This is a genomic window from Meridianimaribacter flavus, from assembly GCF_004366715.1.
Taxonomy (GTDB): Bacteria; Bacteroidota; Bacteroidia; order Flavobacteriales; family Flavobacteriaceae; genus Gaetbulibacter_B; species Gaetbulibacter_B jejuensis.
Map to the genome: position 1 here is coordinate 18,470 of NZ_SOQZ01000006.1, position 16,839 is coordinate 35,308.

A 16,839-nucleotide genomic window follows, 5' to 3' on the forward strand; every position below is an offset into this window, starting at 1 on the left:
TTTAAGAAAATTAATAGCACATGGCAAAGGAAGAATTAGAATGTTCATTTTGTGGTAGGAAAAAGCCAGAAACCAATCTGTTAATAGCAGGATTGGATGCGCATATATGCGATAGGTGTATTGAGCAAGCTCATGGCATTGTACTAGAAGAATCTAAACAAAACAACAATGCTGAGTTATCATCTGAATTGATGTTGAAAAAACCTCAACAAATCAAGTCGTTTTTAGATGAATACATCATTGGACAAGAATATACCAAAAAAGTGATGTCTGTTGCAGTATACAACCATTACAAACGTTTATTGCAACCACCAAGTGACGATGATATTGAAATTCAAAAGTCAAATATCGTTATGGTTGGTCAAACAGGAACAGGAAAAACCTTAATGGCTAAAACAGTTGCAAAAATGCTAAATGTACCATTAGCAATTGTTGACGCTACAGTGTTAACCGAAGCAGGTTATGTTGGAGAAGATGTTGAAAGTATTTTAACACGATTATTGCAAGCTGCTGATTACAATCTAGAGAAAGCTGAAAAAGGTATTGTATTTATTGATGAAATAGATAAGATTGCTCGTAAAAGCGATAACCCATCAATAACTAGAGATGTTTCAGGAGAAGGTGTTCAGCAAGCTTTATTAAAGCTATTAGAAGGAACAGTTGTTAATGTGCCACCAAAAGGAGGTCGTAAGCATCCTGACCAAAAATTTATTGAAGTAAATACAGAACACATATTATTTATAGCAGGAGGAGCTTTTGATGGTATTGAAAAGAAGATTTCAAAGCGCCTCAACTTAGCTGCTATTGGTTATAAGGCAGTACAAGAAGGTGTAACTTTAGATTCTGATAATTTATTGCAATACATTATTCCAAAAGATTTAAAAGACTTTGGTTTAATCCCTGAAATTATAGGTCGTCTTCCAGTGCTTACGTATATGGATCCTTTAGATGCTAAAACATTAAGAGCTATTTTAACTGAGCCTAAAAATGCCATTATTAAACAGTATAAAAAACTGTTTGAAATGGATGAAATTGAATTTACAATTACTGATGGTGCTTTAGACTATATAGTTGAAAAAGCTATTGAGTATAAATTAGGAGCTCGTGGTTTAAGATCATTATGTGAAGAAATTTTAACCGATGCAATGTTTGAGTTGCCAAGTGGTACAGAAAAGAAACTTAACGTTACAAAAAGTTATGCCGAAGATAAGCTCACCAAAACAACATTAAAGAAACTAAAAGCAGTTTCCTAAAAAATAAAAAGCCACTCGAAAGAGTGGTTTTTTTATTCGGATTATTTGGTAATTAATAATTGCAATACAATTTTTTTATCTATTTTGATATAATTGATCTTGCTTTGTGTGCTATTAGTTAATCAAAATTTTAAAAAGGGGTTTTTGATTATCGAGGTGTAAATATAACAGCATTAATGTAAGATAAAAACTACTTTTAGTAGGTTTTGGATAAAGGTCTCTAAAAATTCGTTATGATGTTTTTAACATTGTCGTTTATCGGATTTATTCGCATCGACTTACCGTTCGTCTAAGAAGTGCCATTCAAAGAAAGTAATTCGTCAATGTATTCTCTAGTGTTTGAAAGTCTAGGAACTTTGTGTTGGCCTCCTAACTTATTATGTTGTTTTAACCAATCGTAAAATAAACTTTGACGCGCTACATGTATTTGCGGTTTATTAAGCGTCATGTTGTTGTAACGTTTAGCTTCGTAGTCAGAGTTTAATGCTTTAAGTGCATTGTCAAAGAGTTCGTTAAAGTAATCAATGTCTTTAGGAGGCGTTTTAAATTCAATTAGCCACTCATGAGCTCCTTTTTCTTTGCCTTTCATAAAAATAGGAGCAGCTGTATAATCAACAATTTCAGCTTTGGTTTTTCTACATACTTTTTTAAGTGCATCTTCTGCATTTTCAATAATTAATTCTTCACCAAAGACATTAATATGATGTTTTGTCCTTCCGGAAACCTTAACTCTGTATGGATTTATAGAAGTAAATTTAACTGTATCACCAATTTTATAACGCCATAATCCTGCATTGGTAGTAATAATAACTGCGTAGTTTTTGTCTTTTTCAACTTCGCTTAGCGGAATTATTTTTTCTTTAGGAGTTCCGTAAGTATCCATTGGGATGAACTCATAAAAAATTCCGTAGTCTAGCATTAGTAGTAGCTCGCTTGAATTGTTTTGGTCCTGAATAGCAAAAAAGCCCTCAGAAGCATTGTAGATTTCGTAGTATTTAAAATTTTTATTTGGAAGTATGCTTTTATATTGATCTCTATATGGTACAAAACTCACGCCTCCATGAAAATAAACTTCTAGATTTGGCCAAATTTCAAAAATGTTCTTTTTCCCAGTGGTTTCTAAAATGTTGTTAAGTAGCACAAGCATCCATGAAGGAACACCAGCAAGACTTGTTACATTTTCATTTATGGTTTCGTCAACAATGGCTTGCATTTTTACTTCCCAATCACTCATTAAAGATACTTTGCTACTTGGTGTACTGCTAAATTCAGCCCAAAAAGGCATGTTGTCAATTAATATAGCAGAAAGGTCGCCAAAAACAGTTCCGTTTTCTTTATAAAGTTCTTTACTACCTCCAAGTCTTAGACTTTTTCCTGTAAAAAGTTGAGATTCTTCGTTATTGTTGAGGTACATGCAAAGTAAATCTTTACTCGCAGCATAGTGGCAATCTTCTAAAGATTCGTAACTAACAGGTATAAATTTACTTTTAGCATTGGTAGTTCCGCTAGATTTAGCAAACCACTTTATAGGACTAGGCCAAAAAATATTATGCTCACCATTTCTGGAACGTTCAATAACTTGATGATAATCCTCGTAGGTTGAAACCGGAATTCTTTCAGCAAAAGTGCTGTAATTTTTAATTGACTCAAAGTCGTATTTCTTCCCTATTTCGGTGTCTTTAGCCATAGTAACAAGTTCTAAAAGCAACTCGTTTTGGACTTCGTTAGGGTATTTTAAAAACAGTTCAATTTGATGAAATCGCTTTTTTAAAAACCATGAAGCAATGGAATTTACTAAAGGAATTGGCATATTTGCATTATATTTATTGAACTAAAAATAATACTTTTTTTTATGACCTACCAAGGTGTGTTAACAAAAATGGAAAGCGAATATGCTAATCCTATTCAATATTATTTGGTATTTGAATCTGACTTTTTGAATATGAACCAGTTGTTGGATAAAACTATTACCATTCAATTTATAAAATACCAATGTTTAAATTGTGGTTTAGATAAACCTATTTATAGACAAGGGTTTTGTAAAAGCTGTTTTTTTGATATTCCACAGGCTGCGGATTGGATTATGCGACCAGAATTAAGTACTGCACATTTAGATAAAGAAGATAGGGACTTGGAGTATGAGAAGAAAGTACAATTGCAACCACATATAGTGTATTTGGCAAACTCAAGTAATGTAAAGGTTGGAGTTACTAGAAAATCGCAAGTGCCAACACGATGGATTGATCAAGGCGCTCATGAAGCTATTGAAATCGTTGAAGTACCTAATCGTTATTTAGCAGGTATTACCGAAGTCGCTTTAAAGGATCATGTAAGTGATAAAACCAATTGGCGAACCATGTTGAAAAACGAAATAGTTGATGAAAACTTAGTAGAATGGCGAGAGCGATTAAAACAATACATTCCTGATGAAGCCAAAGATTATTTCATCGAAAGTAATACTGAAACCAATTTAGATTTTCCTGTAATTAAATACCCTGAAAAGCCAAAGAGCTTAAATCTTTTAAAAGCTAAAAGCTATACAGGAACTTTAAAGGGTATAAAAGGACAGTATCTTATTTTTGAAGACCAAACCGTTTTCAATATAAGAAGTAATGAAGGGTTATTTGTAGGTATTAGCGTTTAAGCTAGTATCTACTAATATTCTTCTTGATCTCTTAAATGCTGAATGTAAGAGGCTTTTTGAATTTCGCGTCTGCGTTTTACAGAAGGCTTTGTAAAGAATTGACCATCTCTTAGGTTTTGCATAATCTTTACATTTCTGTGTTTACGCTTGTAGCGTTTTAAAGCACGCTCTATACTTTCTCCTTCTTTTAGTACAATTTTTATCATTCTTTGTGTTTAAATGTGAACCTACAACTTAACTTTTTTATTGAGTTACGCAAGAAAATACTTGTTTCTTTCAATAAAAATTAAAAAACACCTTAAAAAACTACTGCTGTTTGGTACTGTCGGTTTTCTTTCGGTTTTTTATTAGTCCATTTAAAAGGCTCTTAACACCTTCTTTAACAGGGTCTTTTGTAGTGGTAGTGTCTGTTTTAGTAGCTGTTGAGTCTTTTGTTGTTTCGTTAGTGGTATTTTTATCACCACCTAAAAGATTTCCAAGTAAGTCATTCACTTTATCTTTTCCAGAGTTAAGTAATTTTTGCTTTTCAATCTCAATAAGTTGTTTTGTAAGATTAGAAACACCACTTGTTAAATCGGTAGAAACTTTCGGACTCGTATAAGAACCAGTAATGTTTGCAGTAACAGGAATAGTGATTTTGTTAACCTCGTTGTCGTTTATTTTTCCAATAAGTCTGTTTACATCACTTCCTAAGTATTTTGCAGGTACATTAAATACTGCGTTATACGACATGGTTTTTTCAAAACTATGCGAACCAGAAACCTCAATACCTATATCTTGATAGGATAGTTTAAATGGCTTTACAGTGACATTCCCATTTTCAAATTTTAACTGTGCTTTAATGTCATTAAGGTTGAGTTTACTGAAGTCTACAAAGTTTAAAGCGCCTTCTAGCTTACTTAACAATTCGCCTTCTTTTGGGTCTATTTTAGTGGTCAGCAATTCTGCAAAAGCATCACCTGAAATTGAGCTTAATTTTGGCGAAAACTCGTTGTCAAGACTACCAGCTAAATTAATAGTAGTATTAAGTTTTCCTTGCAATGCTTTTGCAATTGGAGCTAAGCTTTGCAACAATTGTAAATCTTTAAATGATTTTGAAATGTCAAAACTATCTGCACCTAAACTAAGATTAAAAGTTGGTATATCAGCTTTGGTAGAAACGTTTCCAGTTACTGCCAAAATACCATCAAAAATGGATGAGGTTAGGTTTTGCAGTTTTGCTTCTTGGTCTTTTATCACTAAAGCACCTTTTACATCTTTAAGGTTTAAGTTATCATAAACAACAGTTTTAGCATTAGCGTTTATGGTGCAATCTAAAAAGTCAGGTATTTTTAATGATTCAGAAGCTGGAGTAGTTTTATTGGTGTCTTCTGTTTCAGAACTAGCAACCATAAAATCACTAACTGCAAAATAGTTAGAATTTACATTAAAGTTTCCTTGTAGTTTTTTGTCGCTTAGTAAAAATCCAATAAGGTTTTTAATAGTTCCTGTGGCATTTAGGTCGCTTTCTCCAGTTTTTGCATTAAAATTGTTAAGGCTTACAGTTCCTGGGTTAAAAGTAACATCGGCTTTTGAAATATGAATTGGATTTACAATATCTTCTGAAGAAAATATAAAATCTGAAACTGTTACCGAACCGTTGTTTTTTATACGTTCGTACTGGTTTTTTTCAATCGCTTCCATATCAAAAGCAGTATTTAGGTTTCCTTTTAAAATACCACTTAACTCATTTTCTAACTCAATTGGGTATGCTTTAGTAATGTTGCTCAGGTTTAAGGTTCCATCAAGATTAGCATTTACCAACATGTTTTTTGTAATGTTTTTTATAGTTGCCGAAGATTTAAACACGTCTTGATCTATTTTAAAATTCAAGGTGTTTATAGCTACAAAAGTATCATCAACATTTCCTGTTGTGTTTTTTATAGCTGTGTCAATGGTAATGTTTTCAACACGTTTTGGCAAATCAGGATACTTAAACGATGCATTGTTAGATAAAATACTAATATCTAATGTTGGTATAGTGGTTTCTGAAACCAAACCTTTAATAACACCAGAAACTTTAAAATCTCCAGAGGTTTCTACATCATCAATGTTTTTGGAGTAGGTTTCAGGTATTACTGCTAAGAAATCCTTGAATGACGATTGCGGATTTTCAAAAGTAATATCAATTTCTTGACCTTCGTCTACCATCTGAACATACCCTTTAAACTCAAGTGGTAACTGGTTAATGTAACCTTTGTTGTCCTTAAATGTATACTTTTGGTTGTTGAGGTCTAAGCCAATTAAGGCATCTAACTTTATGTGGTTATTATTTAAGTATTTTGTGCTATCCATACTTAAACTCACATTGGCTTCGGTTTTAGTGTCTAATTCAGAAGCTTCAGCTGAAAATGTTCCTTTTCCGCTATGGTTAAGTTCAGTAACATAAATTTCGGTATTGGCACCTTCATCTAAATAAGTTAATGCACTACTGTTAATACTATAATCTTCAATGTCAAACGAAAAACTAGAGCTTTCAGTTGAAGAGTCAGTGTTATTTGTTGTGTCGTCTTTTTTGGCTAAATCGTAGTTTGTGTTTCCAAATTTATCGGTTTTTAATGTCAATAAAGCTTCATCGACAGTTATAGAGTTAACCACAATTGGGTCTTCATCGGCTTTTTTGAAAAGTTCTTTTACTGACATGGTAAACGAAATATTCTTTGCAGTTGCAAAGGTTTCGTCTTTAAACGGTTCAAAATTGGTAATCACCAAATCATCAACATTTACATGGGCTTGCGGGAAACTCCTTATTAAGCTTAAGCTAACATCGCTAAACTCAACATGAGCATTTAAGTTTTGGTTGATAAAGTTTTTCACCATATCCTTTATTTGAGATTGAAACGCAAACGGAATGGCTAACAGGAGTAGAAATACTATAAGAATTACTATACCCAATATTTTTAATGCTTTTTTCATCAGATGATTTTTAGTGTTTGTTGTTGGTTATATGCAATGCCTCAATGTTATTATTGATAATTTGTAATCTATAAAAACTGGACATGTCATAAGTTGGTTTATGTAAGTATATACGTATAAAATAGCAGATTGGTTGATGCAAAGCAAATTTAACAATCTTTAAGTTAGACACGCGTAAACTTAATAAGTCAAAAGGTTAAATAAACTTTAACATTTTTAGAGCAGTTGAAGTTCTTCATTGGTTTTAAGCTTAAACCTTCTTTTAAACAAGTATACTCCAAGGTATAAAAATGGAGTGTCAAATAAAGCGACGAGTACTTTAAACAAAAAGCCAGCAACCAATAAGCCTTTGAAGTTTTCCCAAGGAATAATATCAAACGAACAAAGAAGCATTAATACTGTAAAAGTATCGACAAATTGAGAAAACCAAGTAGAAAAATTGTTTCTTAACCATAAGTGTCTGCCTTTAGTAAGGCGTTTCCAGAAATGATAAATTTGAATATCGATAAACTGAGCAAATAGATATGCCATCATACTAGCGCAGACAGCAATGGCAGAATTCCCGAATACTTTTGAGAATAATGCATCGTCAACATAAGACCAAGAAGTAGCAGGAACAGAGTTGGCAGCAAAAATTATTAATAACGAAAATACCGAAGCAAAAATACCAGTAACTACAACTTGGTTAGCTCTCTTTTTTCCATAGATTTCACTGATAAGGTCGGTAATTAAAAACGTAACAGGATAGGGTAAAATACCAACCGAAATTTCAAAAAGCTTTGTTCCAAAAACCGAAACATCTACAGGATACCAATAAAAAAACTTCTGAAAAATTAAATTAGAAACCACCAAGGAGGTTATAAACAAAGCAGCTAGGAGCAGGTAAATTCGTTGTGAAGCAAGTTTGTCTTTTAACGTCATTTTAAATTGGGATATTATGGTTTTTGTCAGTTCGAGTGTCTAGTCAGTAATGACTGGATGTATCGAGAACTAAGACTTATTAAACTTCTTTTTTGATAAATTAGGTAGCTTGTCATATTCATTATTAATTAAAGCCTCCTTTTTTGCTTTTGACCACTTTTTTATTTGTTTCTCTGTACTTATTGCTATATCAACATTTGTGAATTCAGCAAAATAAACTAAATCAATAGGTCTTCGCTTATAAGTATAGCTGTCTAAATGTTTTCCATTTTTATGCTCATTAATTCTCTTTTCTAAATTAGAAGTTATACCTGTGTAATAGGTTTTGTCAGAACACATCAATATATAAACATAATAAACCTTCATTTTAATCCTGTTAAATTACTTCTCGATACATACCAAAGATTCCTTTGGTATACTCGAAGTGACATCTCTTTCTAATGAACAAATGTTAATCATTTTAAATTGTGAATAAATAGGTTTAGTAAATATAAACTATTAAAATTTCTTTTACTTATTTTGAAGCCTGTTATGAGCAATACCAACAAAGTTTACATCGCATTAGGGAGCAATAAAGGAGATAGATTAAAACATCTGCAAGATGCTGTAGATCTTATTTTTAAGCAATTAGGAAAGGTAAATATTATTTCAAAAGTGTACAATACACCTGCTTTAGGCTTTGAAAGCGACGACTTTTTAAACACATGTTTGCTTATTGAAACGCCTCTTGAAGCTCAAGATGTGTTACAGCAATTGTTGCAAATTGAAACACAATTAGGACGTCAGCGTACTGAAAATTCTGGATACGAAGCACGAACTATCGATTTGGATGTCTTGTTTTTTAATGACGAAATAATTGAAAGCAAAGACCTTGTTGTACCTCATAAAGAGCTGCATAAACGTAAGTTTGTGTTGCAGCCATTATTTGATATTGCGCCAAAATATCAACATCCTGTTTATCAAAAAAGTATTACCGAATTACTGCAAGACTGTGACGATAAAAGTGCTATTGAGGCCATAAATATTTGGTTGAAAAATCCAATAAAGCAATACAAGTTGTCAGGTTACAACTATATTGCTGTTGAAGGAAATATTGGAGCAGGAAAAACCAGTTTGTCTACTCAAATTGCCCAAGATTTCAATGCTAAACTTATTTTAGAGCGTTTTGCTGATAATCCGTTTTTACCAAAGTTTTACGAAGATGCGCAACGCTATGCCTTTACTTTGGAAATGTCTTTTTTAGCAGATCGATACCAACAAATAAGTGATGATCTTTCTCAGCTAGATCTCTTTAAAGATTTTATAGTTAGTGATTATGATATTTATAAATCGTTGATTTTTTCAAAAATCACATTACCTGAAGACGAATTTAAACTCTACCGAAAGTTGTTCTACTTAATGTATAAGGACATTGCAAAACCTGAATTGTATGTCTATTTGTATCAAAACACTCAACGCTTACAAGAAAACATAAAAAAGAGAGGTAGAGATTATGAGCAGAATATAGATAACGACTATCTCGAAAAAATTAATGCTGGATATTTAGAGTTTTTAAAAAACCAAACTGAGCTCAACGTAAAGATTATTGATATTTCAGATAAGGATTTTGTGAGCAGTAGAGAGGATTATTTATGGGTTTTAGAGCAGATTTCTAATGGATTGTAAGGTTATAACAGCAAAAGATGTTTTGGTTATTGGTATGAAGGCTTCGGTAACATTTCAAAGTATGTCTATGGAAATGAGTAAGCTAGCTAGAACATTTATGCCTAGGAAGAACGAAGTTTTAAATAGGATAGGAGAACATGCGTTTTCGATACAGGATTATAAACAGCAAGATTTAAAAGTAATAACACCTCAAGCTACTTTTGATAAATGGTTTGCAGTTGAAGTAGCTAATTTTAACAGTGTACCAAATGGTATGGAAACGTTAGTTTTAAAAGGAGGTGATTACTTAGTAATTAACTACAAGGGAACATTAGCAAATTTCCCTAAAGTTTGGCAGTTTGTACTAAACGATTGGTTGCCAAAACATAATTACGAGTTGGACTACAGACCGCATTTTGAAAAATTGCCAGCAAGTTACAATCCTATGAATATTGAAAATGAAGAAGAAGTATGGATTCCTATCAGGTTAAGGTAGTGTTTTGGGTTTAGTAATGCTTAGAGCCTTTATTCGTAGTATTCTATTTCTCTGTAGAAAGTTTTAACAAGCTCTTTTTTTACATAAAGTTTTTTTACTATCCAATTGTTGTGTTGGTCAAATGAATATTTATATGAAGTTGTTTTAATAAAACTTCCATTTTTATCATACTCTTTTTCCTTTGTGATCAAATTTTTTCTATTCCACTTATACTTGTATTTGTTGTACTTGTATGAGCTGTCAGACTTAGTCCAATCCATTTCTACACATTTTTCATTTTTATCGTATAAGCTTTTAACTTTGAGATTTGTTTGACAAAAATCGGAGTCTATATCTTTTTTCGAATAAAAATATAGGCTGCTTATCAGTTTATGATTTTTATTATAAGTGTAAGCTTCAAAAAATTCATTTTCTTTTTCATTTTCAATAAATCGAAAACTTTTTTTTGCTAGCTGATTATTTTGGTAATCATAATTGGTAAAATATTTTAAAGAATCTTCGACGACAAAATTATTTTCAAGTTTTATTCTTCCGTTATCGTCATATTGATAATCTGTAATTAGAGTTTTGTAAGGTTTACCGTTAAAGTACGTGTTTCTAATATTTGATATTTTTTTCCCTTCCCTATTATATGTTGTTTGATTAATTTCTGATGTGAAAACATACTTTTTCCCATCGGAAGAAGTGTTTGTGTAAGTTTCAGTTTTAGTAATACTCTTGATTTTGATTTCAGAAGAATTGTTTTGAGAAAAACTAAAATTAATAAAAAGGGCGAGGTAAATAAAGAGAGATGTTTTTTTCACGGTAAATATTTTGTCAATTAAAAATTGAACTTAAAATCATATCAGATATTGTGTTTCGCAACTTTAATTTAGTTTTTTTAGCTTTGAAAACACATCCCAAACCACAACACCACAACTCACCGAAATGTTTAAAGAGTGTTTGGTGCCATATTGAGGAATTTCAATAACAACATCACTTTTGCTAACCACATTTTGAGCAACACCTTTTACTTCGTTGCCAAAAACCAAAACGTAAGTAGTGTTAGCTTCAGGTTGAAAGGTGTTAAGCATAGTGGCATGTTCAGCTTGTTCAATAGCACAAACTTTTACCCCTTCAGATTGCAATTTTTCTATAAGTGAAAGCGTATCTTTAACATACTCCCATTGTACAGTATCTGTACTCCCTAAAGCGGTTTTATGGATGTCTTTATGTGGTGGAGTTGCTGTAATACCGCAGAGATATATTTTTTCAATTAAAAACGCGTCACTAGTTCTAAATACTGAGCCAATATTGTTTAAGCTTCGTATGTTGTCTAACACAATAATGATAGGTGTTTTTTTACTGTCTTTAAATTCGTCTACACTTAGTCTGTCTAGTTCGCTATTTTTTAGTTTTCGCATCAAAAATTTATGTTTTGTTTCCGCGTAAGCAAAAAACCTTCTATTTAGTTACACTTAACCTTGTTAAAATCTCGCTATAATTGTAAATAACTTATAGTTACAAGGTTTTAAAAACCCTTAAAATATAAGTACATTAGCAATCCTTTAATTTTAGGTGTTTTCGATACAATTTTCAATGTTTTGAAAATCACTCAAACTGACATAAATTAAAAGAACGTCAATTCGAGTGTTTTGAATGTAATTCAAAATGTATCGAGAATTATACGAACAAAAATAACATTTAAAAACCATTTTACCATTGGCAAAAAAAGCTAAAAAAGAAACGCCTTTGATGAAACAATACAACGCTATAAAGGCAAAATATCCTGATGCGTTGCTGTTGTTTAGAGTTGGTGATTTTTATGAAACTTTTGGAGAAGATGCTGTTAAGGCTGCAAAAATTCTGGACATTATCTTAACCAAACGAGGTGCAGGTAGTGAAAGCGAAATAGAATTAGCTGGTTTTCCGCATCACTCCATGAATACTTATTTGCCAAAACTGGTTAAGGCTGGAGAGCGTGTTGCTATTTGCGACCAGCTGGAAGATCCAAAACAAACCAAAACTATTGTAAAACGTGGTGTTACTGAACTTGTAACTCCTGGAGTAGCTCTAAACGATGATATTTTACACTCCAAGACCAATAACTTTTTGGCTGCTGTATGTTTTGGTCGAAATAGTATTGGTGTATCGTTTTTAGATGTGTCAACAGGTGAGTTTTTAATTTCTCAAGGCAATACAGAGTATGTAGATAAACTACTTCAAAATTTTAAACCTAGCGAAGTGTTGGTCGCTAAGCCAAAACGTCAAGAGTTTAAAACAGTTTTTGGTGACAATTTTCATACGTTTTATTTAGAAGATTGGGTCTTTCAAGACGATTATGCCAATGAAACACTGTTAAAGCATTTTGAAACCAAATCATTAAAAGGTTTTGGGGTACAAGATTTGTTTGAAGGTATTGTTGCTTCTGGAGCTGTGCTTCATTATTTAGGAGAAACTCAGCATCATAAATTACAGCATATTACATCCATTCAACGCATAACGCAAAACGAACATGTGTGGATGGATCGATTTACCATAAAAAATCTAGAACTTTATCAGTCAACCAATGCTCAGACAGTAACTTTGGTAGATGTTATAGATAAAACTATTTCTCCAATGGGAGGACGTTTGTTAAAGCGTTGGTTAGCGTTGCCATTGGTGAATATTGATAAAATAAGGCAACGACATGAAGTAGTAAACTACTTTTTAAAAGAACCTGCTATACTTGCCAAAATACAGTCGTATGTAAAACAAATAGGCGATGTAGAGCGATTGATATCTAAAGTGGCAACCACTAAAATTTCACCTAGAGAAGTGGTGCAGCTTAAAAATGCTCTTGAAGCCATTGTGCCTATAAAAGCAGTAACAATGCAAGCTGAAAATAAGGCATTGCAACATATAGGAAATCAATTGGAGGCCTGTGAAGAGTTGAGGCAACGTATAAAGTCAACGCTTAATGAAGATGCTCCTGTAAATATTTTAAAAGGAAATACGATTTCTTCAGATTTTTCTTCAGAATTAAAAGAACTTAGAGATTTATCTACGTCTGGGAAAGAATACCTAGATAACATGCTTGAGCGCGAAAGTGAACGCACAGGAATTACCTCTTTAAAAATAGCATCAAACAATGTATTTGGTTATTATATTGAGGTTAGAAATACGCATAAAGACAAAGTTCCTCAAGACTGGATACGTAAACAAACTTTAGTAAGTGCAGAACGCTACATTACAGAAGAGCTTAAAGAGTATGAAGCCAAAATATTAGGTGCTGAAGAACGTATTTTAGCAATAGAGCAACAATTGTTTGCCGAATTAGTAAGTTGGATAGGATTGTTTATTCAACCGGTTCAAAAAAACGCAGCTTTAATCGCTCAGTTAGATTGTTTGTCTGGTTTTGCACAGTTAGCATCAGAAAACAATTACGTTCAGCCTCAAATAGATGATACTTTTGCTTTAGACATAAAAAATGGAAGGCATCCTGTTATTGAAAAACAATTGCCTCATGGAGAACCTTACATTGCTAATGATGTGTTTTTGGATAGAGAAGATCAACAAATCATTATGATTACAGGGCCAAACATGTCAGGTAAATCAGCCATATTAAGGCAAACAGCTTTAATTGTTTTACTTGCTCAAATAGGAAGTTTTGTACCTGCTGAATCAGCAAACATAGGATTGGTTGATAAAATATTTACACGAGTAGGAGCAAGTGATAATATCTCTATGGGAGAATCTACTTTTATGGTAGAAATGAACGAGACGGCTTCTATCTTAAATAATATTTCTGAACGTAGTTTGGTATTATTAGATGAAATAGGTAGAGGAACTAGTACTTACGATGGTATTTCAATTGCATGGGCAATAAGTGAGTATTTGCATGAACATCCTAGTAAAGCAAAAACATTATTTGCAACCCACTATCACGAGCTTAATGAAATGACCGAAACTTTTGAACGCATTAAGAATTTTAATGTTTCGGTAAAAGAGTTGAAAGATAATGTATTGTTTTTAAGAAAACTAGTTGAAGGAGGTAGTGAACATAGTTTTGGAATACACGTTGCAAAAATGGCAGGAATGCCTCAGCAAGTCATTCATAGAGCAAATAAAATATTAAAGCAACTAGAAAAATCGCATTCTAGTGAAGAGTTAACTGATAAGGTGAAATCGTTGGATAACGAAATGCAGTTAAGCTTTTTTAATTTAGATGACCCTCTTTTAGAGCAGATTAAAGAAGAAATTGTCAATACTGATATTGATACCTTAACACCTGTTGAGGCGCTTATGAAACTAAATGAGATAAAACGTATGTTGCTGAAAAAGAAGCGCGCATAAAAAAGTTTCTTTTTTTTTGCAAAAAGGCTTTGAGTTTCTGAGAAAAGTTTTAAATTTGCCCTCGCAATTATAACAAACGTTCTTTTAAATAATTGCTATATTGCGAAAGTAGCTCAGGGGTAGAGCATCACCTTGCCAAGGTGAGGGTCGCGGGTTCAAATCCCGTCTTTCGCTCTAAACCTTGAAAAAAATACCATGCTGAAGTGGTGGAATTGGTAGACACGTTGGACTTAAAATCCAATGACCATTAGGTCGTGCGGGTTCAAGTCCCGCCTTCAGTACAAAAAAAGCCTTACAGAAATGTAAGGCTTTTTGTATTTTAAAAAAAACAGTTCTTCTTTTAAACTGTAATATGATCCTGATCTTTAAATCTTTCATAAAGACTAGGATAATTTGATTTAAATGTGTCCTTTATAAATTCTAATGGCACATCTTCAAAATGACCATAATCTTCAATGTAGGTCATAAATTTATGGTCGTCTTTATTGTATTCTTGCAACACTGCATCTTCGGTACCATTAAAATCTAAAACATCTACATTATAAATAGTACATAGTTCTTTATTAAACGCAGGCGAACATTTAACCCATTTACCATTATAAAATACATCTACCAAACCATGAGGTGCCAGCTCGTTAGTGCCAATCACTTTTTCTAAGCGCTCTGTAGCAATGTGGTTAGATACTTTAGCTAAATGTAACCTTGCAGGAACATTAAAGGCGCGTAAACAAGCAATGTATAAAATGGCTTTATCAATACAATGTCCATCTGGTTTTTTTGCAATATTACTAGCTTTAAAATGTTCTTTAGTTAAACCAATATTAAAAGGTAAATAACGCCAACCATCTCTAACCTTTAGATACAATTGTTCTATAATATATTGTTGAGAAGTTAAATGTTTGACGTCTTTTATAATATCTTTTATGATAGGACTGTCGTAATCGTAGTAATATGTTTTTTCGGTGTAATTCATATTACAAATTTATAACATTTCGCCTCTTGCAGGATAACCTGAAGACACAATGTAATCTACAGCCTTTACAAATGACGGTAAATAAGGTCTTCCCCAAGGATTACTATTTATAGCAGAATAATAGACTTGATTGTTATTATCTATTAAAAATAGTCCTGGTTCACTAAATGTGTCTGGTTCACCGTCTTTTACAGCTTTACTTAAATATAATCCCCAGTTTTTAGCAGTTTCTAAATCTAAGTTATAACCTAATTGTAATTCTGATAGTTCCCATTTTTGACGTGATAAGCGTGCTCTAGACTCAGAATCCATACTTACAGCAATAACGTTAACGCCTCTTTCTTTAAATTCTGGTAATAACTCTTCTAACTGTTGTAAATATTTTTTGCACAATGGGCAATGTAAACCTCTATAAAAAACCACTAAAGTGAAATTTTCTGGTTGCTGATTGTTAATCTGCCATTCGTTACCATCTAATACTGGAAAAGTTAAATTTGGTGCTGTGTGCTTTGGTGTTGGTCTATTCATTTTATATCTGTATTAGTTATGATTTATTAAACGTGAAAACTCTTAATGGATTATAGTTTTTGAAGTAACTCTTCATTTATATGTTTTTCAAATCTTGCAAAGTCATTTTCAATATCTGGATTTTTCATCACATCGTAAGCAAAAAAAGTTTTTAAAGGCTCTAAACCAAACCATTTAAAGTTGAGATGCATTGGTAATAACAAGTCGTCTTCACTTTTACCAGCAAAAAAAGCTTCCTCAGGATTGTTAAAAGCCTCTTTAGGCGCATTTGCAGTTACAGACATCATATATTTGCCTTTTAACAAACCACCTAAACCATAATTCTTTTTTGGTGCTTCAGAAGTACGACCATCACCTTGCGATAGTTTTCCCATCATACCTGCAGTAAATACATCATCCATATATTTTTTAAACGACCACGTAATCCCCATCCAGTTTAAAGGCGTTTGTAAAAATACCACATCTGCCCAAAGAAATTTTTCTACTTCCTCATCTACATTATATTCATTTTGAGTTACGGTAGTTTTTATGTTTAAGTTAGCCTCTTTTAATTGAGCTGATAGCTTTTCAACAAAAGATTGATTTAATTTTCCTTCTGCAAAGGGATAATATTGATGACCATTAATAATTAAAATATTTTTCATTGTTATAAAATTTTAAATTAGTATTGCAAAGAAACTAATAATAGTTTATTTTTGAAACCAATATAAAATAAACCACCTTAAATAGTGGTTACAAAATGGTAACTAATGGGAAGAAAGGTAATTGACAATCCGAATGTATGTTCTTTAGTTCATGCGATGAACGTAATTGGAAATAAGTGGAAACCGATTTTAATTTACCTACTAGCAAACGGTAGTTTACGCTTTGGAAAACTCTTAATGTTTACACCTACCATATCAAAAAAAGTATTGACAGAACAATTACGAGAGCTTGAAGAAGATGGCATTATTATCAGAAAGAAATATGCCGAAATACCACCACGTGTAGAATATTCTTTATCTGAAAAAGGCAAAGCTTTACTACCAATTCTTAAAAGTTTGAGCCAATGGACTCAAGACAGCTATAATGAAATAGAGTTTGAGGCATGCAGAATTGTAACTTTATAATT

General features: G+C 32.3%; 16 protein-coding genes and 2 tRNA genes. 8 read left to right on the top strand and 10 right to left on the bottom strand.

Translation table 11 applies throughout. The annotated features are described in order from the left end of the window. Positions 1–20 precede the first annotated feature (20 nt). On the top strand, positions 21–1,253 hold the full coding sequence (clpX, locus tag A8975_RS12055) for an ATP-dependent Clp protease ATP-binding subunit ClpX (RefSeq protein WP_129761162.1): 1,233 nt from the start codon (positions 21–23) through the stop codon (positions 1,251–1,253). A gap of 289 nt (positions 1,254–1,542) precedes the next feature. Here the strand turns inward: clpX and A8975_RS12060 are convergent, their stop codons facing one another. Next, a complete protein-coding gene (locus A8975_RS12060) occupies positions 1,543–3,063 on the bottom strand; it encodes a GH3 auxin-responsive promoter family protein (protein WP_131508856.1) in 1,521 nt (506 codons plus the stop codon). A gap of 42 nt (positions 3,064–3,105) precedes the next feature. Here A8975_RS12060 and A8975_RS12065 point away from each other — a divergent pair, with 42 nt between their 5' ends. Then, positions 3,106–3,897, top strand: coding sequence for a DUF2797 domain-containing protein (locus A8975_RS12065; protein ID WP_129761160.1), 792 nt, complete (start codon positions 3,106–3,108; stop codon positions 3,895–3,897). Positions 3,898–3,908: 11 nt separating this feature from the next. On the opposite strand, the gene rpsU is transcribed toward A8975_RS12065, so the two are convergent. From rpsU to A8975_RS12085, 4 genes are all read right to left on the bottom strand, one after another. Continuing rightward, positions 3,909–4,103 carry a 30S ribosomal protein S21 gene (rpsU, locus tag A8975_RS12070; RefSeq protein WP_129761159.1) on the bottom strand — a complete coding sequence of 65 codons (195 nt, stop codon included), beginning with the start codon at positions 4,101–4,103 and terminating at the stop codon, positions 3,909–3,911. A gap of 100 nt (positions 4,104–4,203) precedes the next feature. After that, positions 4,204–6,852: an AsmA-like C-terminal region-containing protein gene (locus tag A8975_RS12075; protein ID WP_134200763.1), complete on the bottom strand. Its 2,649-nt coding sequence runs from the start codon at positions 6,850–6,852 to the stop codon at positions 4,204–4,206. Positions 6,853–7,068: 216 nt separating this feature from the next. Next, positions 7,069–7,773 carry a queuosine precursor transporter gene (locus tag A8975_RS12080; RefSeq protein WP_134200765.1) on the bottom strand — a complete coding sequence of 235 codons (705 nt, stop codon included), beginning with the start codon at positions 7,771–7,773 and terminating at the stop codon, positions 7,069–7,071. Between the two features lie 69 nt (positions 7,774–7,842). Further along, complete coding sequence (locus A8975_RS12085) at positions 7,843–8,139, bottom strand: GIY-YIG nuclease family protein (RefSeq protein WP_129761156.1); 297 nt, start codon at positions 8,137–8,139, stop codon at positions 7,843–7,845. Positions 8,140–8,304: 165 nt separating this feature from the next. Between A8975_RS12085 and folK the strand changes: the two genes are divergently transcribed. Next, positions 8,305–9,438: a 2-amino-4-hydroxy-6-hydroxymethyldihydropteridine diphosphokinase gene (folK, locus tag A8975_RS12090; RefSeq protein ID WP_134200767.1), complete on the top strand. Its 1,134-nt coding sequence runs from the start codon at positions 8,305–8,307 to the stop codon at positions 9,436–9,438. Beyond that, positions 9,428–9,913, top strand: coding sequence for a GyrI-like domain-containing protein (locus A8975_RS12095; RefSeq protein ID WP_134200769.1), 486 nt, complete (start codon positions 9,428–9,430; stop codon positions 9,911–9,913). The genes folK and A8975_RS12095 overlap by 11 nt, the downstream gene beginning before the upstream one ends. A gap of 29 nt (positions 9,914–9,942) precedes the next feature. On the opposite strand, the gene A8975_RS12100 is transcribed toward A8975_RS12095, so the two are convergent. Next, positions 9,943–10,716, bottom strand: coding sequence for a hypothetical protein (locus tag A8975_RS12100; RefSeq protein WP_134200771.1), 774 nt, complete (start codon positions 10,714–10,716; stop codon positions 9,943–9,945). A gap of 63 nt (positions 10,717–10,779) precedes the next feature. Next, entirely contained in the window at positions 10,780–11,316 is a 537-nt protein-coding gene (locus A8975_RS12105) for an RNA methyltransferase (RefSeq protein WP_131508861.1), read from the bottom strand. 298 nt (positions 11,317–11,614) lie between these two features. Here A8975_RS12105 and mutS point away from each other — a divergent pair, with 298 nt between their 5' ends. From mutS to A8975_RS12120, 3 genes are all read left to right on the top strand, one after another. After that, positions 11,615–14,227 (top strand): DNA mismatch repair protein MutS, encoded by a 2,613-nt coding sequence (gene mutS / locus A8975_RS12110; protein ID WP_134200773.1) that lies wholly within the window; start codon positions 11,615–11,617, stop codon positions 14,225–14,227. Positions 14,228–14,329: 102 nt separating this feature from the next. Continuing rightward, positions 14,330–14,401 (top strand) — tRNA-Gly (locus A8975_RS12115). A 23-nt stretch (positions 14,402–14,424) separates the two neighbouring features. After that, positions 14,425–14,508: transfer RNA gene (locus A8975_RS12120), tRNA-Leu, on the top strand. 59 nt (positions 14,509–14,567) lie between these two features. Here the strand turns inward: A8975_RS12120 and A8975_RS12125 are convergent. The 3 genes from A8975_RS12125 to A8975_RS12135 are packed head-to-tail and all read right to left on the bottom strand — an operon-like array spanning position 14,568 to position 16,372. Then, a complete protein-coding gene (locus A8975_RS12125) occupies positions 14,568–15,200 on the bottom strand; it encodes a transglutaminase-like domain-containing protein (RefSeq protein WP_134200775.1) in 633 nt (210 codons plus the stop codon). Between the two features lie 9 nt (positions 15,201–15,209). After that, on the bottom strand, positions 15,210–15,728 hold the full coding sequence (locus tag A8975_RS12130; protein ID WP_134200777.1) for a peroxiredoxin-like family protein: 519 nt from the start codon (positions 15,726–15,728) through the stop codon (positions 15,210–15,212). 50 nt (positions 15,729–15,778) lie between these two features. After that, on the bottom strand, positions 15,779–16,372 hold the full coding sequence (locus A8975_RS12135) for an NAD(P)H-dependent oxidoreductase (RefSeq protein WP_134200779.1): 594 nt from the start codon (positions 16,370–16,372) through the stop codon (positions 15,779–15,781). A gap of 105 nt (positions 16,373–16,477) precedes the next feature. Between A8975_RS12135 and A8975_RS12140 the strand changes: the two genes are divergently transcribed. Next, positions 16,478–16,837 (top strand): winged helix-turn-helix transcriptional regulator, encoded by a 360-nt coding sequence (locus A8975_RS12140; protein WP_027880631.1) that lies wholly within the window; start codon positions 16,478–16,480, stop codon positions 16,835–16,837. Positions 16,838–16,839: the final 2 nt, after the last annotated feature.